The organism is Gemmatimonadota bacterium (assembly GCA_039715185.1).
In the GTDB taxonomy this organism is placed as follows: Bacteria; Gemmatimonadota; Gemmatimonadetes; order Longimicrobiales; family RSA9; genus DATHRK01.
Genome location: JBDLIA010000007.1, coordinates 17648 through 35612 on the forward strand (window position 1 = coordinate 17648; position 17965 = coordinate 35612).

Sequence of the window (17965 nt, forward strand, 5' to 3'; positions counted from 1 at the left end):
CGGCTATCCTACTCCTCCTCCGCCTGCTCCGCGATCCGGTCGAACTCCGCGACCAGCGCGGCGCGCTCGGCGGCCAGCCTGGTCACCGTCTCTGGCCGGCCCACGGTTCTCAGGAAAAGCCGCGCGTCCTCATAGGCATGCCGCAGACGCTCCCGCCAGGCGACCGCGAACGCGCCCAGGAAAGGCAGCGCGACCGCCGCCACGAGGACCGCCGGCCAGCCGCCCAGTCGGAACGCGACCAACAGCCACACCGCGTACATCGCCGGATAGGCCAGGATCGAGGGCGCGAGCTTCCAGGTGGCCAGCTCGTCCTCGCGTAGCGAAGCGCGCCGGACGATGATCTGCGGCACCAGGTAGGGGATCGCCCAGGCGATGGCGCCGGCGGCCGCGACCAGCCCGGCCAGAGCCAGCGGCAGCGCGCGCAGGAGCAGGTAGCGGACGACATCGAAGAGCGCCGTGGCGGGCGGCACGTCGGCGGCCTCGCCCGCGCCAAGGGCGTCGGCCAGGCGCCGGTAGCGCCCGACCCGATCTGCCAGCTCCTGGTGGCGCTCGGGGTCACTCGCGCGCAGCCAAGCGAGCCCGCGCGCGAACGCCTGCAGGCGCGGCACCCGCGTGCCCAGCGGGGCGCGTTCGCGCCAACGCGCCAGGCCTTTCTCGCGCGCCCAGATGCGCTCGGCGGTCTCCACCAGCGCGCGCTCTTCGTGGCTGGACAGGTTGACGGTGACCGCGCGCAAGCCCGCGTCGATGCGCTTGGTGAGCTCGCGCGCGGCGGCGTGGTCGTCCGCCTCGTAGGCCGCGTGCAGGTCGTCCACGCCGATCGGCTCGCCCACCAGCGCCAGCGCGTCGCCCCGGAAGAAAGGCTTGCGCGCGTAGGTGAGCCCCACCGGAACGATGCGGACCCCCAGGGACCAGCCGTGCGCCGCCTCGGCCTGCAGCGCGATGCGCGCCGCGCCCGTTTTCAGCGGCGACAGCTCGGACGCCGAGTGGCTCTGGCCCTCCGGGAAGATCTGGATCGCGGCGCCGTCCGCGAGTGCGGCGATGGCCGCCTCGAAGGTGCGATCGTTCTGCCCCATGAGCGCGGGATCGTCCCGGCGCCGGTACACCGGGAGACCGCCGAGCACGCGCAGTGCGACGCCTACGATCGGGTGCGAGAACAGCGGCGCCTTGGCCAGAGGCCGCACCAGGCGACCCGCCGACCGGAGCACGATCAGCGGATCCAGCAGGGCGTTGGGGTGGTTGGCCGCGACCACCATCGGCCCGGACGGGTAGTCCGCGCCGCGGCACTCGAGCCTGTAGAAGAGCGCCGCGGTGGCGCCGAGGGCGCGGGCGATGAAGTCGCGCATCAGCCGAGCCGCCCGGGCCGTCCGCCTAGAACCAGAAGGCCCGGCGCAACCTGGTCAGCGCCGTCTCCTCTTCGTGCTCCTCCCCCGAGGTGCAGCCCAGGCCGTCCTGGTGCGACTCGTTGAACGCCTGCGCGTTGTCGGGGACCTCGTCGAAGCGCGCGTCGATCAAAGCAGGGTCCACATCGGCGGGGCCGTGGTGCACCAGCAGCCGGTCCAGCGACCGGATTTCCCGGTTGGCGATGGAGGGCACGCCTGAGCCGTTGAGCACGAAGACGAGCTCCTGTCCGTCCCCGTCGACGAAGCGCTCGCCCTCGTCGTCCACCACCACGTCGTCGCCCACCGTGTAGCCCAGGTTGGAGAAGAAGTGACCCCAGGCGACGCCCGAGTCGTGAGTGTGCACGACGTCGTCGATCATCTGGTGGAAGTGCACGCGGTCGTACGTCGACAGCATCGTGGGGTCCAGCCTGCAACTGGCCAGATCCTGCATGTAGAGCTCGTCCTGGAAGCGTACGCGCTCGCCGTCCAGGTACACGACCAGGTTCGCGTGATAGTGGATCGGCTCGTCTGTTTCGGCCGGTGGCATGGCCGCGTATCTGGCGGCGCCAAGCCCGACGATGCCGATCGCCAGGCCGCCGAGGAACATCGTGGTCGATTTCATGCTCGAAACCTAGCGCCTTGCGCGCGCCCGCGCGCCGGCCCAGCCTGCGCTCCCCCTACAACCCAGAGGCAGCACCATGCGCACAGCTCCCACGCTCGCCGCAGCAACGATTCTCGCGGCCCTCGCGGCGCCGGCGACGCGCGCCCAGTCCCTCGACGCTCAGGACGGCGGCCTCATCGTCGGCTTCACGCCCGCGGCCGGAGAGGCGCAGCTAGCCCTGGAGGCCGACTTCGACGCGCTCCTCGACGCGGAGCACCTCGCGGACTGGATGGAGCGGATGACGGTCGAGCCGTTCTACGTGGGATCCCCGCAGAACCGTGCGAACGCGGAGTTCACCGCGGAGCTGTTCCGATCGTGGGGCTATGACGTGGAGATCGAGGAGTACCGGGTGCTGTTCCCCAAGCCGCGGATCCGCGTGCTCGAGATGGTAGCGCCCGAGGCGTTCACGGCGAGCCTCGAGGAGCCGGTGCTGGAAGGCGAGGCGACCACCGAGATCGGCGACCGATTGCCGACCTACAACGCGTACTCCGCCGACGGCGACGTCACCGCCGAGCTGGTCTACGTCAACCAGGGCATCCCGCGCGACTACGAGGATCTCGAGCGGCTCGGGATAGACGTCGAGGGCAAGATCGTTATCGCCCGCTACGGCGGTTCCTGGCGCGGCATTAAGCCCAAGGTCGCCGCCGAGCACGGGGCCATCGGCACGATCCTGTACTCCGACCCCCGCGACGACGGCTACTTCCAGGGCGACACGTACCCGGACGGCCCCTTCCGGCGGCGGGACGGCGTGCAGCGCGGCTCGGTCAGCGACATGCCGCTCTATCCGGGCGATCCGCTGACCCCGGGCGTGGGGGCGACCCCGGACGCCCGCCGGCTTCCGCTCGACGAGGCACCGTCGCTCATGAAGATCCCGGTGCTGCCCATCTCGCACGCGGACGCGCTGCCGCTGCTGCGCGCGCTGGCAGGACCGGTGGCGCCGGCGTCCTGGCGCGGCGCGCTGCCGCTGACCTACCACGTGGGTCCCGGCCCCACGCGCGTGCGCCTGCACCTGGAGTTCGACTGGAACCTGGAGCCCGCCTACAACGTGATCGCCCGGCTGGAGGGGTCGGTGCACCCGGACGAGTGGGTGATGCGCGGCAACCACCGCGACGGCTGGGCGATGGGCGCGCAGGACCCCATCTCCGGCCACGTGGCGATGATGGAGGAGGCGCGCGCGATAGGGGAGCTGGCGCGGCGCGGCCACCGGCCCCGGCGCTCCCTGGTGTTCGCGTCGTGGGACGCCGAGGAACCCGGACTGCTCGGCTCCACCGAGTGGGTCGAGCACCACGCCGACGAGCTGCGCGAAAAGCTGGCCATCTACATCAACACCGACGGCAGCGGCCGCGGCTTCCTGCGCATGGGTGGCTCGCACACCCTTCAGAAGATGATGAACCAGGTCGCCAGGGAGGTGGATGATCCGCAGACGGGGGTCACCGTGTGGCAGCGCGAGCACGCGCGGCGCGCGGTCAACGGCGACCGCGAGCCGAGCGAGCGGGGCGACCTGCTCCTGTCGCCCCTCGGGTCGGGGTCCGACTACACGCCGTTCCTGCAGCACCTGGGGATCGCGTCGCTGAACCTCAGCTACGGCGGCGAGAACGCCGGCGGCAGCTACCACTCGCAGTTCGACAACTTCGACCACTATACGCGCTTCGGCGACCCCGGCTTCGCTTACGGCGTCGCGCTCGCCCGCACCACTGGGCGTGCCACGCTGAGGGCGGCGAACGCCGAGATCCTGCCGTTCCTGTTCGGCCCGTTCGTGGACAACGTCAAGACCTACCGCGACGAGGTCATCGAGCTGCTGGAGGAGGTCCGCGAGGAGACCGAGCGGGACAACGCGCTGGTGGCCATGAACGCGTACGAGCTCGCGGCCGACCCGACCAAGCGGTACGTGCCGCCGGAGGCGGAGGGCGAGGTGCCGCACCTCAACTTCGCGCCGCTCCAGAACGCCATCGACCGCCTGGAGCCGAGCGCCCGCGCGTACGATTCGGCGCTGCACGCCGCCCTGGCCGCCGGCGTAGCGCTGCCCGACGACGTGCGCGCGCTGAACGCCCGGCTCATCGCCACCGAGCGCGCCATGACGCGGCCCGACGGCCTGCCCCGCCGCGACTGGTTCCGGCACCAGATCTACGCGCCCGGCTTCTACACGGGCTACGGCGTGAAGACGCTGCCCGGCATCCGCGAGGCGATCGAGCAGCGGGAGTGGGCCGAGGCGGACGCCCAGGTGGCGCGCATCGCGGAAACGCTGGACGCGCTGAGCGCCGAGATCGACCGCGCGGCGGCGCTGCTGCGTTGAGGCGACGCGCGACGTTCGCTCTGCTGGCCGGCGCGGCGTGCCTGGTCGCCGCCGGCTGCGCCGAGGCGCCCGCGCGGGTCGTGCTCGCGACCACCACGTCGACCGAGGACTCGGGTCTGCTGGGCGCGCTGCTGCCGCTCTTTCACGAGGCCCACCCCGGCTACGCGGTGAACGTGGTCGCGGTGGGCACCGGCGCCGCGCTGGACCTGGGCCGCCGCGGCGACGCAGACGTGCTGCTGGTGCACCACCCGGAGGGCGAGCGGGAGTTTATCGCGGCGGGGCATGGGACCGGGCGATGCGAGCTGATGCTCAACGACTTCGTCATCGCGGGCCCGCCGGCGGATCCTGCCGCCGTGCGCGACGCGTCGGACACCCGGGAAGCGCTCCGGCGCATCGTCGACAGCGGCGTGGAATGGGTATCTCGCGGCGACGACAGCGGCACCCACCGGCGCGAGCGCGTGCTATGGGAGTTGTTCGACACCAGGCCGCGCGGCGACGTCTACGTCGAGGTCGGGCAGGGCATGGGCTCGACGCTGACGCTGACCGACGAGCGCGGCGCCTACACCCTGTCGGACCGCAGCACCTACCTCTTCATGCGCGACGCGCTGGAGCTCGAGATCCTGTTCGAACGCGAGCCGCCCCTCGAGAACCGCTACAGCGTGATCCCGGTGGTGGCGGCCGCCGATCCCGAAGGCGGCAGGGCGCTGGCGCGGTGGCTCGCGTCCGCGCAGGCGCAGGACGCCATCGCCGACTACGGCGTGGACAGATTCGGGACGGGGCTGTTCGTGCCGCTGCGGCCGAGGTGCGAGTTCTGAGGCTGGGCGCGCGTTGATGCGTTCCGCGTTTCCGCGGAAACGTTTCGGGTGCCAAAGCCGCCCGGGCGTTAGTTCCCGTCGGGGATGAACTCCCAGCGGCCTTGAACGCGGGCGGAAACGGCTACGTTCTGCGGGTCCAGCATGAAGGTATCGCCGGCCCTCAATGCCTGAATCGCTACAGGGCCAATCCCTGGTGCCGGGTCGAGCCGATCGGTCGTAAGCAGCAGGAGTGGTCCCAGCCGGCCACCGGCGGCTTCGGCCATCGCGGCCGCGTCCTCGCGCGCGGCGGCCACCGCACTCGCCAGCGCCAGACGCCTGAGCGCGTGCATCTCTGAGGAGGAGGAGTATCCGACTCCTCCGATCGTCGCTCCGGCGTCGGTCCCCGCGTTCACGAGGCGCCCCGTCTCGCCGAGAATGTGCGTCCGAGCGCGCACGGTCGTGTTGGCTCGGTAGCCTTTGAATTCCCGGTCGCCGTTTCTCTTGTGTTCCCAGTGCGGAGAGACTGCCAATCCAATCCGCTCGATCTCCAGGTCCGCCAAGCCCATGGCGCCCAGCGCCGAAATGACTGCCTCCGCCAACTCCGCCGTTCCGTCCACCGCGTCTCCCGGCGAGTCTTCCACGCGGCTTGCCGAAAACGATACCGTCACCATGTCCGGCGGCACGGTTTGGGTCGACGACCCCGTCACGACGACGGTGGGAGTCTCGGGCTCCGGCGCTTGAGCGACGCCAACGGCGGGTAGCGCGAATAGCAGGATCGGGGCGGCGTACCTCATGGGATCTCCCGGATGTGTGACGCGCGGGTTGGGGACTGCTAATGCTGAAACGCGCATGGAGAGGCAGTGGTGTCTGAAATCGGGGGCGGGCCCGGCGGTTTTGTCACCGCCTCGCGGGCGTACGAGCTGAGACGTCCAGGACGTTTCCGCGGAAACGTCTCGGGGGACACGCGGCGACGTCTCCCGCGTTTCCGCGGAAACGTCTCAGGTGCCGTCGAAGCGGTCCGGATCCAGAAACCCAATCGGCAGCTCGGTCGATCCCTCCAGCGCGAGGTCCGCCAGCGCCTCGCCGATCACGGGGGCGAACTTGAAGCCGTGGCCGCTGAAGCCCGCCGCCACGCTCACGCGCTCGGCGCCAGGCAGCGCGCCAACCAGGAAGTGGCCGTCGGGCGAGTTGGTGTACAGGCAGGTCATGGTGGACAGCACGTCGGTGCCCGCGCTGGGCAGGTAGCGCGCCACTCCGGGCAGGAAATCCTGGTCTTCGGGCGGGGCCGGCCCCCGATCGACGGTGTCCGGATCGGCCTCGGGTCCGGGCACGTGGCGACCGACCTTGATGCCGGCGCGCTCCGGCATGGCCGACGAGCCGCCCACGATGGGAAATCCGTAGTAGAGTCCGTCGCTCGGGTCCTCGATCGCCCAGGCAGCAAAGCGCGGTGGGGAGAACGCGTCCGGGTCGTCGGGCCGCACCCAGCCCAGCACCTGGCGCGTGGGCGTGAGGAACCCCGCCAAGCTCGGCGCCAGCGCGCTCGTCCAGGCTCCGGCGGCGAGCACCAGGTGCGCGGCTGTATAGCGGCCCGCGTCGGTGCGCACGACCACGCCGTCGCCGGTCTCCTCCCAGCCCAGAACGCGCTCCCTTGGCCTAAGCTGCGCCCCCGCGTGCCTGGCGAGCCCCCCGTACGCCCCGATCGCCCAGGCCGACAGCACCAGCCCCCCGCCCGGCTCGAACAGAGCGCGATAGCCGTCCGGCAGCGCAAACTGGGGGAAGCGGTCCGCCGCGTCGCCCAACTCCTCCAGCGGGATCTCGTACGCCCTCGCCGACGCCTCGGTATCGCGGATCAAATGGCCATCCGCCGGACCGGCATATAGCACGCCTGTCTCGTAGAACACCGTTACGCCGGTGTCCTCTTCCAGGCGCGACCACCCGGCGCGCGCGCGGCGCAGGAGCGGGACGTAATCGGTGTGCTCGAAGTAGGAGGTGCGAAACAAGCGCGTGTCGCCGCCGCTGGAACCGAACTCGTGCGGATGCGCGTGGCGATCGATGCCCAGCACGCGGGCTCCGCGCGCGGCGAGGTGGGCGCAGACGGAGGAGCCCATCGCGCCAACGCCAACCACGATGACGTCGAACGACCCTACGGCGATCATGCAGGGAGAATAGCCGGCGCCCCGTTTCTCGCTACATCGCCTGCAGTGCCAGGCCGAGCAGAACCTGGATCAACCGGAAGTGCGACGCCCCGTGGCCCGCTCCGTTCAGGTTGTAGGTGAGCGCGATGGTGATCCCCGTCGTCTCGTCCCACAGCAGGAACGCGCTGCCGTTGCCCTGGTTGCCGCTGTGCCCCCACGACGTCCGGCCCAGGTAGTTGTACTTGCGGATCCCCACGCCCGCGGCGACCTGGCCCGGAATGCCGCCGTCGTCGGGAACGTCGGTGAGCATCTCGGCGCGCACCGCGGGCGACAGGAAGTCGCCGAACAACGCGGCGCCCCAGCGCGCCAGCGACTCGGCGTCCATGACGACATCGAGAGGTCCGCCGGACGAGTGGAACGCCGGTCCCACGAACAGGTCCGTGAAGTTGACGATTTGGCCGTTCTGGAAGCTCCAGGTAACCGCGAGCTCGCCGGGCGGGGTCTGCCAGGCCGGCTGGGCCATACGCAGCGCCAAGGGATCGAACAGGCGCGCGGTGAACAGGTCCGGGACGGTCGACCCGGTCACCGTCTCGGCGATGATCCCGCCGAGCAGGTAGCCCGTGTTGGACGACTTCCAGGAGGTCCCGGCCTGAAACTCGACGGGGCCCACGAACTGCATGAGCTCCTCCAGCGTCCACAGGCGCGACAGGTCGGCCACGATGCTGTCGCCGAACCCCACTCCCGAGGTGAAGCTGGCTACGCCGCTGGTGTTCTGGAGTAGCTGCCTGACCGTGACGTCGCCCGGCACGTTGGCGAAGGAGACCCACGTGCCGACCGAGTCGTCCAGCTCCAGCAGGCCGTCGTCTACCAGGTCGAGCACGAGCCCGCTGATCACGGTCTTGGCCACGCTGCCAACGGGCAGCAGCAGGTCGGGGCGCATCACGCTGCTCGAGTCGTTCTGTCCGTAAACGCCCTGCCAGGTCCCCTGCCCCGGGATGATGATCGCGGCCTGCACCCCGACCACCCCATTCGCCGACGATGTGTCCTCGAGCGCCCACTGGAACGCCTCCGCGGATGCGGCGCTCAGCTCGAGCGGGATGGCGTCGACCACGGTGTAGGCGCGGCTCGCGCCCATGCCGTCGACCGTCACCGAGATGTCGGCCGTCCCCTCACCCACTGGCGTGACCATGCCGCTCGCGTCCACGGTGGCGACCGCAGGAGCCGAGCTGGCCCACTCGAGCGCGGTGCGCGTAAAGGGTGCTCCTCCGGCGTCGAAGCCGGACGCCGTGAAGCGCGAGCGCACGCCCACCGCGAACACCGTGTCGGGCCCGACGATGGCCACCGAGTCGAGCGCCTGCGCGACGGTCAGCTCGAGCGTCTCGGTTTCGCTCAGCACGGAGGCTCTCACCAGCGCGCTGCCGTTGCCGGTCGCGCTCACCACGCCGGCGTCGTCGACGCGGAAGACGCTGCCGTCGGTGACCGACCAGGTGACCGTCCCGTCCGCGCCGGCGGCGAGGCCGGTCACGTTGGCCTCGATCTGGACGGTCTCGCCCAGGAAGGTGAGGGTCGTGGCCGCGGCGGACAGGGTGATGACCGGCACCGAACCGCCGCCGGGGCCTCCGGGGCCGGCCGGGTCGTCTCCGCCGCAGGCGGGAGCGGCGGCGGACAGCAGCAGCGTGAGAATCGCGGTCATCGGTGGTGCGCGCATGAAGGCTCCGTCACGGGCAGGTGCGTGATGCTCGCCCCTACCCTCACCCGCGCGCGCCCACGCGTCCATGAACGCGATCTGAGGAACCGCGGACGCCTTGGGACTGGCCGCGCAAGACCTTTGGCCGTCTAAACTTGTCGGGTTTCTGAGGGCAAACTGAGGAGGCCCGGGAACGTGGCGGAGCGCCGGCGGCCGCGCCTCAGGGCCCGACGCGGGCCATGGTCTCGGCGAGCCGGCCCTCGGCCGGCGCGGCCAGGTACTCACGCAGGGGGGCCCACACCGGATCCGAGCGCAGGCCCTTCACGGTGAGCGTCGAAGGCCTGGCAAGCTGCTCGGCCACGAGCGCCGCGGCGCGCTCGAAGTCCCCGATCGAGGTAAAGATCTCCGCCGCGATGACGCGCAGATAGGACGCGGTCAGCGCGTCGCCTTGCGCGGGGAACTCCTCGAGGATGCGGTTGGCCTGGCGCCGCGCCCTGCGGACGTCCCCCGCCCCGGCGTACGCCAGGCCCAGGATTCCCTGAACGGTCGGGACACCGTCCCACGCACCGGGCCCGTGCGCCCGGGGCGCCAGCTCCTCTACCAGCCTCGCGTACTCGGTGCGCGCCTCGTCGGCGCGGCCCGAGGACGCCAGCAGCCACGCCCTGCCGAGCCGGACGATGGTGCTACCCGAGTTCGCGTCGATCCCCTCCCAATCGCTCGACGGCCCCAGCATCCTGGCCAGTTCGCGGATCGAGAGCGCGAGCTCCGTGGGACTGCCGTGGCCCGCTCGGGCGGCCTCCTCCAGGATCGCGCGGGCGCCGTTCGGGTCGCCGCCGAGCCGCGCGTGCATCAACGCCCGCCGCAAGTACGCGGGCAGGTGCTCCGGGTCGAGGGCGATGGCCTTTCGATACAGCGCGTCGGCCCGGTCGAAGTCCCTGAGGCGCTCGTGGTTCAGGGCCAGCGCCCAGGTGGCCGGTACCGAGAAGGGGTCGAGCTCCAGGACGCGGCCGAACGCGCGATTGGACTCCAGCCAGCGCCCGAGCCGACGGTAGGCGCCGCCCAGCGCCAGGTGCACCCGGGGCTCGCCCGGCAGGAGGTCGCGCGCCGTCTCCAGCGAGTACAGAGCCTCGTCGAAGCGTCGGTCGAAGTGCTGGGACCGGCCCAGGGCCAGCCACGCCTCCCCCGAGTGCGGGGTCCGCTCGATCGCGGCGCGCGCCGCCGTGCCCGCCTCCGCGATCAACGCCGGATCGCGCTCCCTCCAGCCGCGCTCGGCGCGAGTCCCGGCCAGATACGCGCGCGCATTGGCGAAAGTCGGATCCAACTGAATCGCACGCGTGAGCAGCCTGTCCGCCTCACGCAGCGAGCCCTCTCCCTCCCCCTGGAGGAGCACCGTGGCGCGCACGTAGGCGGTCCACGCCTCTGGCACGACCGTTCCGGGGTCGACCAGCGGGTCCGCCACGGCGCGCAATCCCGCGCCGCTCCGGAGGCCTTCGTTCGCATCCGCGTCGGTCAACGTGCCGCGCGCCGTTACGCCCACGAGAAAGGCTCCCGCGATCACCGCGGCCGTGCGCCAGCGGCGGGAGCCGAGCGTCCGCGGCGCCGACCGCGCGTGCCGGTCGCGCGCGCTGTCCCACGCGGCCGCCGTGACGTCGCCCACGAAGCGGTACCCGCGCCCGCGCTGGGTAACTATGTAGCCGGGCGACCTGGCGTCGTCGTCCAGCGCCGTCCGCAGCGCGCGCACGCACGTGTTCAGGCGATCGTCGAACCCGACGCGGTGCCCTCCCCAGCAGGCCTCGCGCAGCTCCGCCCGGGTCACGATTCTGCCGGGGTGCTCAAGCAGGTGGGAGAGCACCGAGCTGGGCAGCGGGGGCAACGGGACGGGGTTTCCGTCGCGCCACAGGCTCTGGCTCGCCGGGTGGAACTCGAAGGGACCGAACCGGACCACGTTGCCGGTAGGGAGAGGGCGGCTCATGTTCCTGCAACGCCCGCCTCGGCGCCGTTATGACGCCCCGATCGCCAGGACGCAGCGGTCGGGGGCGTCGACCGCCACGGCGGTCTCCCCGAACCGGTGACCGGACGCACCGTTCGGTCCCCGACCCCAGGAGGTATGCGATGTCGCTCAGGAACAACGCCGCTCTCCCGTTGGCCGCGCTCGCCGTGTTGGCGCTCGTTGCCGCACCCGGCCAATCGGTCGCCCAGGACGACGCCATGGCCGAGGACCAGTCCGTCGAGGGCGCGTGGGTGGTCACGAACTGGGAGGGCCCGGAGGAGTCCTACGAGGCCCAACCGGGGATGTTCATCTTCACCGGCACGCACTACGCGATCATGTACGTGAACGCGAGCGAAGCCCGCGGCGGCTACGACGCCGAGGCCGGGATGACCGACGAAGAACGGACCCACGCGTATCAGACCCTCGTGGCGAACGCGGGTCGCTACTCGGTGGAAGGCGACCAACTCACGACGATCGCCTATGTGGCGAAGGACATGAACTACATGGGCGACTTCCCCGGCAACGCGCAGCCCTACACGATCCACTTCGCGGGCGACGTGCTGCACATCTCCTACGGGGAAGACACGTTTCGCGCCGGCTGGACTGCGACGCTGCAGAAGGTGGAAGGGATGTCGATGGAGTGATCTACGGCTGGCGTAGAAGCGGAAAGAGAAAAGGGACGGGGCCGCTACCCCGTCCCTTTCTCGTGCCGAGCGTCGCCGAGAAGGAGCGACGTTGGTCTCGCGCTCAGTCCTCCGTCACCGGCCTGGGCGCCACCACCATCGCCTCGTCCAGAACCACTGTCACGACGGTGCCGGCGTTCAGGTAGGCCTCGTGCTCCTTGGTGGCGAGCGCCACGCCGGTGCCCGCGGCGGCGCCTGCAGCCGCGCCCAGCACCACGTCCTTCGCGTCGCCGCCCACGATCCCGCCGATGACCGCGCCGGCCGCCGCGCCGCCGCCGATCTTCTTGCCCTTGTCGACCATCTCGGAGCGCTTCATGGCGTTCACCACGACCGGCTCCGTGTGGACCTCGAAGGGGGCCCCGTTGATGTCGATGCTGGTCAGGCGAATACCGATCGTCGGCGGGTCCTCGCTGGCCGACGTGACCTCACCCCGCACCGCCGTCCCGACCGGCAGGATGACCTGTCCGTCGGCCGACAGCGGCTCGGCCAGCACGCCCGCGAACGCGCTTCCGGGCGCGTGCGCGTCGGAGCTCAGCCGTTGGCCGATCTCGATCGCGAGGGAAGTTTCTGCCGGAATTACCGTTGATGCTTCAGCGGTGCTGCAGGCCGCCAGGAACGCCGCAATCGCCGCCGTCCCAACGACTTCCGTGATGCTCCTCATGTCCACCTCCATGCCGTGTGCCCCACCCCACGCGGCATGGCCGCAAGTTCTCTGCCGCGGCTACTCGCCGCGCAGCACCCGCGCCGGATCCACGCGGCTGGCCCGAATCGCGGGCGTCAGCGCGGCGACGACCCCCACGGCGAGGAGCGCGCCGGCGCCGGCGGCGAGGCTCGGCGGATCGACCGGCTGCACACCCCACACCAGCCCGGCCGCGGCGCGCGCGGCGAGCGTTGCCAATCCGACCCCCACCGCGACGCCGATCAGCACCTGGACGGACTCGCGGCGCATCACCTCGCGCACGAGGCGGCCGCGGTCGGCGCCCAGCGCCATGCGGATGCCGAACTCGCGTGAGCGCCTGGCGACCTCGTAGGACACGACGCCGTACACGCCGACCGCGCCGATCGCGAGCGCGAGAGCGGCCAGCGCGGCCATGAAGAAGCGCAGCCGGAGGACGTCCGCGATTGAGGCGTCCAGCGCCCGACGCAGCGTCGTCGGCTGCAGCACCACGGCCGTGGCGTCCAACTCTTCCAGCGTGCGGCGCACCGTCTCGAGCAGGGCGGCTGGGTCGCCCGAGGTGCGGAAGGTCAGGACCCCACCGGGCCAAAGAGCTGCCCACTGCTCGTAGGGGCGATAGACGACCCGCGGCGCGGGCGCGCGCACTCCCTCGATGGGCACGTTATCGACTACGCCCACCACGGTGGACCAGTCGTCGTCGAAGTTGCCCATCACCGACTTCCCCAAGGCGCTCTCGCCCGGCCAAACTTCTTCGGCGAACGCGCGGTTGACGAGCGTCACGGGGGCGGCGCCGGCCCTGTCTTCCGGACCAAATCCCCTTCCCTCCACGACCCGCATCCCCATGGTCGTCAGGTACTCGTCGGTGATGGCCCTGTAGTAGGCGGAGAGGGCGTTCGCCCCGTCCAGCTCGGGGCGGTCTCGCACCCCGGTGCTGCCCTGGATGCCGCCGTCGCGGAGCGGAAGCCGCAGCCCCATGGCCGCGTACTCTACGCCCGGCAGCGCTCGGGCGGCGTCAACGGCGCGGCGCGCGAAGCCGTGGCCGCCGCCGGGCGTCGCGCGATCCACGCCCACGGTCACCGCGCCCACCCCCGCCGGATCCAGGCCGGTGTCCACGCGGTAGAGCTGCGCGGCGCTACGTGCGAACAGAGTAGCCCCCGCCACCAGCGTCACGGCGATGACGACCTGCGCCGACACCAGAGCCGCCTGCAGTCGCCCGGACCGTCCCGCGGCCGCCCCGCCCTCGGCGCGGGCGCCCGGCTGGAGGTTGGTCGGCCGGTCCCTGAGCAGCCTGTGCGCGGGGGCCAGCGCCACCAGGGCGCCGAGCAGCGTCGCGCCGGCGAGTGCCGCCACGAGCAGCCGCCAGTCCAGGCCGATGGTGGTCTCGAAACCGCCCCCCAGGGGGAGCCGGCTCACCACCGCTCCGAACCCGAGATACGCCAGCGCCACCCCGACGCCCCCCGCGATCCCCGACAGCAGCACCGACTCGGCAACGATCTGGCGCACCAGTCGCGCGCGGCCCGCGCCCAGCGCGGCGCGCAGCCGCATCTCGTGGGCGCGATCGATCATGCGTCCGAGTAGCAGCGCGGAGACGTTGGCCAGCGCCATGACGAGCAGCAGCGCGGTGGCCAGCGTCAGGAGGCGCAGCAGCGGCCCCACCTCGCCGAACAGATATGTGCGCAGCGGCACGCTGAACGCGCCGCGGGTCTTGTCCCACTCCTCCGAATAGGTGAAGCGCTCACCGAGCCGGGCCGCGATGCCCTGGATCTCCGCCTCCACCTGGGCGTTGGACGCGCCGTTCGCGCGGCGGCCGACCAGAATGAGCCAGCCGTTACCGGCGTAGGCGCCGTCGGCAGGGTCCAGGTCCAGCGGCACCCACGCCCGCTGATCCGGGGACGGGAAGAAGAAGCCGGCGGGCATCACCCCGACGATGGTCCGCTGGACGCCGTCGACGCTGACGAGTCGGCCGACGACTCCGGGGTTGCCTCCGTAGCGCTGCTGCCAGAGCCCGTGGCTCAGCACGATTACCGGCTCGGCCCCCGGACGATCCTCGCCCTCGCGGAAGGTCCGGCCCAGCAGCGGCGCGGCGCCGAGCACGTCGAACAGGCCGGCGGACCCCATCACGGCCGCGACGGGCGCTCGGCCCCGCCCTTCGCCCAGGGTGACCACCTCGTGCCCGTAGGCCGCCACTTCTTCGAAGGCGACCACGCCCTCGCGTACGTGGTCGAACTCCGAACCGCGCCAGTTCTGGTCCGACCAGAACACCTCGACACGGTCACCGGCCGGGAACGGGAACGGCCGCACGAGGAGCGCGTGGATGGCGCCGTAGAGGGCGAGCGTCCCGCCTATGCCCAGCCCCATCGTCGTGACGGCCACGGCCGTGAACCCGCGCGCTCGCCGGAGCCCCCGCGCGCCGATGCGCAGGTCGCGCCACAGGTCGTCCAGCCAGACGAGGCCCCACGACGCGCGGGCCCGTTCCCTGTGGTGCTGGACGCCCCCGAAGCGCCTCAGCGCCTCGGTGCGGGCCCGGTCGGGGTCAAGGCCTTCGGCGGCGAGCTTTTCCACCTCGCGCTCCAGGTGGAAGGCCAGCTCCTCGTCCAGCTCGCGCTCCATGCGGCGCCGCCGGAACAGCGCCGAGAGACGAGTGGCCATATCGCTCGTGATGCCCATGTCTATCCTTCCACGCGGAGCCCGAAGCGACCGATCAGGTCGCCGCGACGATCCTGTCGACCGCAGCGGACAGCCGTTGCCAGTGCACGACCTCGGCGCCGAGCTGTCTTCGTCCTTCAGCCGTAAGCGCATAGTAGCGCGCGCGTCTGTTGTTCTCGGTCGTCGCCCAGGACGACGTGATCCAGCCCCGCCGCACGAGCCTGTGGAGCGCCGGATAGAGCGCCCCCTGGTTCACCTCCAGCACGGCGCGGGACATGTCCTGAATGCGCTCGCTGATGCCCCAGCCGTGCAGGGGCTCCAGCGACAGGACCTTCAGGATCAGCAGATCCAGGGTCCCCTTGATCATGTCGTTGCGGGACTTGTCGTCGTTCACGCCGCCCATACGAGACGCCTTCCTCTAGGTTTCAGAGAGAACATTGAGCGACTCCTCTCTGGAATCAAGAGGAGGTTGCGCTTCGCCGACTATCCTCAGGCCGCGACCAGTTGCTCGAAGTACTCGGCGATCCTGCGGGTGCCGTAACGCGGCGCGATCAGGTCCTCATTGGAGACGCGTGCGTAGAAGGCCGTCAGGTCCGCCACCCGCGGGTTTATGGGCCGGATGACCGCGCCGACCAGCTTCGCCGCGAGGGAGGGGACGACGCGGATCTTCTGCGGCGCGCCGAGGGCCGCCAACGCGAACTCCGCGATCTGGCGCCTGGACAACACCTCTGGCCCGCCGACGGCCGCCTCGCCGACTCCGGCCTCTTCGACGGCATCTACGCAGACGCGCGCCAGGTCCGCCTCGTGGATCGGGTTCGTGCGCGCCGAGCCGTCCCCGATCAACGGCACCGACCCCTTGCGCGCAAAATCCAGCAACGTCGCGAAGGCCGAGAAAAACCCGACGGGCCTGATGACGGCGTGGGACAGCTTCGAGGCGCGCAGGACATCGACCACCGCTTCATGGGCGGCGACATATCGCAGATGCCCGAGCGCTTCGTGACCGGCTACACCGACATAAACGAAGCGGCGTACGCCCTCGCCCGTCGCGGCCCCTATCAGGTTACGATTTGCCGGCAAATCGACGCGGTGGAAGCTCCGACGACCGCGGCGCAGATCGGGAAGGACGCTCGCCCCCGCGCAGGAGAACACGACGTCGATACTGGCGCAGGCCCGTCCTAGCCCAGCCGCGCTGAGCGCGTCTCCGCGGTGCGCCTCGACCCGTTCTACGATATCGTCCGGCAGTGCCCGGTGCCGGACGAGCGCGCGGACCTGGTGGCCTCGCGCGAGCGCCTCACGGACCACGTGGCTGCCCAGCGCCCCGGTCGCGCCGGCGATCAAAACGCGAAGAGACATCGCCCCTCCCGAGTCGAACGACATGACGAGCGTATCCGCGAGTCCCCGACGCCTCAAGTTCGAGCCGCTCACGGCAGAGCTGCTCCCAGACCTGGAGCGGCTGTTCGGCGAACGCGGGGCGTGCGGCGGCTGCTGGTGCATGTACTACCGCCTGATGAGGCCCGAGTACGAGGCGAGCAAGGGCGAAGGGAACCGGCTGAAGCTGAGGGCGCTCGTGGAAGAGGGGGCTCCCACGGGGGTCCTGGCGTACGCGGAGGGGGAGCCGGTCGGCTGGTGTTCGGTGGCGCCGCGGGAGCAGTTCGTCCGCCTGGCCCGGACACGCACCATGAAGTCGCTGGACGGGCGCCCGAGTTGGGTAATCCTGTGCCTGTTCGTCGCGCCCCACGCGCGCGGTCTGGGGGTGTCGAAGCGCCTGCTGGCCGCCGCCGCGCGGCACGCGCTGGACCGGGGCGCTGCTCTCGTGGAGGCCTACCCCATCATCCCGACCAAGCCGAACGTGCCTCCGGTGTTCGCCTTCAACGGCCTGCTGTCGGCCTATCTGGCCGCGGGTTTCGAGGAAGTCGGCCGGCCCTCGGAGACGCGCGCCTACGTGCGCTACGAGGGCGGCGGCTGACCGGCGGCCGGCCGCCCCCTGGCGGCGTCAGGGAGTGGCTTCCTCGGCCGCGTCGATCTCCGCCAGCTTGTCGATGGCGTTCTGGTTCTGCGGGTTCAGTTCCAGGCTCTTGCGGTAGAAGATCCGCGCGGGCCCGTTCATCCCGGCCGTCATGTAACCCTCGGCCAGGCTGTCCCAGACGTTGGCCGACTCCGGGTTGTGCTCTGTGTTCAGGTGGAAGATCCGGATCGCGCCTTCGTGATCGCCCTCTCGCAGCAACTGGTAGCCCATGACGTTCAGGCTCCGCTCGGAGAAGTTGTAGGCTCCGCGCCCGTAGTAGCGCTCGCGTAGCGCCCCGTACTTGGCCACGGCTGCGTCGATGCCCTCGGCGCGGTAGGTCTCCATGAGCGCTTCCTCGAGCACCTGCGGCCGTGCGCGGCCGGCGTGGCAGGTGAAGCACCACATGTTCACCTTCTCACCGGTCGGCTCGATGTTGCCCAGATGCTCGTTGACCGAGCCGAGCAGCCTGAGCATTTCGCGCGCGGTGCGCTTCTGCACCTTCTCGTCCGACGGAAAGTCGTAGGTGCTGAGCGGCTGGCCCTCCTCGCCCACGTGGCAATAGGAGCAGCGCACGCCGAGCGACCGGGTGAAGCCTGTCATGACGGCGCGTAGCCTGTTCGGCGGAAAGTCCGCGGGAAGGTCCTGCAGGTTCTCCGCGCGCTCGGGCCAGCTCCAGCCCTGGGCTGCGGCGGGCCTCGCCGGAGCCAGCGTCGCTACGAGCAGCAGGGGGAGGTAGACGTGGCGATGCATCGGCACTCTCGCTTGCGTGCGGTTCACTTCGCGGCGGTCCGGGACCCAGATCCCGGTTACGGGCCGCGGGCATGGGTGAAATGCAACGCCACAGGCGCGCGAGTGCAACGCCGCCTTGCCAAGGCCGTGCACAGGCCAGGTCAATTCCGTGCAAAGACGGGTGGGCTGGATCGGCGCGACCCCTTCCGCGAAGGCTTCTTCCTGCGCCAGTCAGTACTCCCATCGCGGGCCGCCGCCGGGTCGTGATAGGTTGCGGTGAACCTTCT

General features: G+C 71.0%; 15 protein-coding genes. 4 read left to right on the plus strand and 11 right to left on the minus strand.

The features are described from left to right. Positions 1 to 8: 8 nt before the first annotated feature. Positions 9 to 1343, minus strand: a complete 1335-nt coding sequence (locus ABFS34_02505; GenBank protein ID MEN8374301.1) for a 1-acyl-sn-glycerol-3-phosphate acyltransferase — start codon at positions 1341 to 1343, stop codon at positions 9 to 11. A 25-nt stretch (positions 1344 to 1368) separates the two neighbouring features. Next, the gene (locus ABFS34_02510) at positions 1369 to 2001 is read right to left on the minus strand and encodes a hypothetical protein (protein MEN8374302.1); all 633 of its coding nucleotides are present in this window, start codon (positions 1999 to 2001) and stop codon (positions 1369 to 1371) included. A gap of 76 nt (positions 2002 to 2077) precedes the next feature. Here ABFS34_02510 and ABFS34_02515 point away from each other — a divergent pair, with 76 nt between their 5' ends. Together ABFS34_02515 and ABFS34_02520 are read left to right on the plus strand one after the other, a co-directional pair. After that, positions 2078 to 4333: a transferrin receptor-like dimerization domain-containing protein gene (locus tag ABFS34_02515; GenBank protein ID MEN8374303.1), complete on the plus strand. Its 2256-nt coding sequence runs from the start codon at positions 2078 to 2080 to the stop codon at positions 4331 to 4333. Continuing rightward, the gene (locus tag ABFS34_02520) at positions 4330 to 5148 is read left to right on the plus strand and encodes a substrate-binding domain-containing protein (protein MEN8374304.1); all 819 of its coding nucleotides are present in this window, start codon (positions 4330 to 4332) and stop codon (positions 5146 to 5148) included. Before ABFS34_02515 ends, ABFS34_02520 begins: the two co-directional genes overlap by 4 nt. Before the next feature lie 68 nt (positions 5149 to 5216). Here ABFS34_02520 and ABFS34_02525 read toward each other — a convergent pair whose 3' ends face one another. The 4 genes from ABFS34_02525 to ABFS34_02540 all read right to left on the minus strand — a co-directional run bounded on the left by ABFS34_02525 (position 5217) and on the right by ABFS34_02540 (position 10921). Then, complete coding sequence (locus tag ABFS34_02525) at positions 5217 to 5921, minus strand: SIMPL domain-containing protein (protein ID MEN8374305.1); 705 nt, start codon at positions 5919 to 5921, stop codon at positions 5217 to 5219. A 204-nt stretch (positions 5922 to 6125) separates the two neighbouring features. Then, positions 6126 to 7283: an N-methyl-L-tryptophan oxidase gene (gene solA / locus ABFS34_02530; protein ID MEN8374306.1), complete on the minus strand. Its 1158-nt coding sequence runs from the start codon at positions 7281 to 7283 to the stop codon at positions 6126 to 6128. 31 nt (positions 7284 to 7314) lie between these two features. Beyond that, a complete protein-coding gene (locus ABFS34_02535) occupies positions 7315 to 8970 on the minus strand; it encodes a serine hydrolase (GenBank protein ID MEN8374307.1) in 1656 nt (551 codons plus the stop codon). A gap of 199 nt (positions 8971 to 9169) precedes the next feature. Further along, entirely contained in the window at positions 9170 to 10921 is a 1752-nt protein-coding gene (locus tag ABFS34_02540; GenBank protein MEN8374308.1) for a winged helix-turn-helix domain-containing protein, read from the minus strand. A gap of 140 nt (positions 10922 to 11061) precedes the next feature. Here ABFS34_02540 and ABFS34_02545 point away from each other — a divergent pair, with 140 nt between their 5' ends. Next, positions 11062 to 11583 carry a lipocalin-like domain-containing protein gene (locus tag ABFS34_02545; protein MEN8374309.1) on the plus strand — a complete coding sequence of 174 codons (522 nt, stop codon included), beginning with the start codon at positions 11062 to 11064 and terminating at the stop codon, positions 11581 to 11583. Positions 11584 to 11686: 103 nt separating this feature from the next. Here the strand turns inward: ABFS34_02545 and ABFS34_02550 are convergent, their stop codons facing one another. The 4 genes from ABFS34_02550 to ABFS34_02565 form a co-directional block, all read right to left on the minus strand. Further along, on the minus strand, positions 11687 to 12283 hold the full coding sequence (locus ABFS34_02550) for a hypothetical protein (protein ID MEN8374310.1): 597 nt from the start codon (positions 12281 to 12283) through the stop codon (positions 11687 to 11689). A 60-nt stretch (positions 12284 to 12343) separates the two neighbouring features. Continuing rightward, a complete protein-coding gene (locus tag ABFS34_02555; protein MEN8374311.1) occupies positions 12344 to 14965 on the minus strand; it encodes an ADOP family duplicated permease in 2622 nt (873 codons plus the stop codon). A 34-nt stretch (positions 14966 to 14999) separates the two neighbouring features. Continuing rightward, positions 15000 to 15338, minus strand: a complete 339-nt coding sequence (locus tag ABFS34_02560) for a PadR family transcriptional regulator (GenBank protein ID MEN8374312.1) — start codon at positions 15336 to 15338, stop codon at positions 15000 to 15002. Positions 15339 to 15433: 95 nt separating this feature from the next. Continuing rightward, positions 15434 to 16297, minus strand: a complete 864-nt coding sequence (locus ABFS34_02565; protein MEN8374313.1) for an NAD(P)H-binding protein — start codon at positions 16295 to 16297, stop codon at positions 15434 to 15436. A gap of 22 nt (positions 16298 to 16319) precedes the next feature. Between ABFS34_02565 and ABFS34_02570 the strand changes: the two genes are divergently transcribed. Continuing rightward, on the plus strand, positions 16320 to 16910 hold the full coding sequence (locus ABFS34_02570; protein ID MEN8374314.1) for a GNAT family N-acetyltransferase: 591 nt from the start codon (positions 16320 to 16322) through the stop codon (positions 16908 to 16910). Positions 16911 to 16937: 27 nt separating this feature from the next. On the opposite strand, the gene ABFS34_02575 is transcribed toward ABFS34_02570, so the two are convergent. After that, complete coding sequence (locus ABFS34_02575) at positions 16938 to 17699, minus strand: c-type cytochrome (protein ID MEN8374315.1); 762 nt, start codon at positions 17697 to 17699, stop codon at positions 16938 to 16940. Between the last annotated feature and the right edge of the window lie 266 nt (positions 17700 to 17965).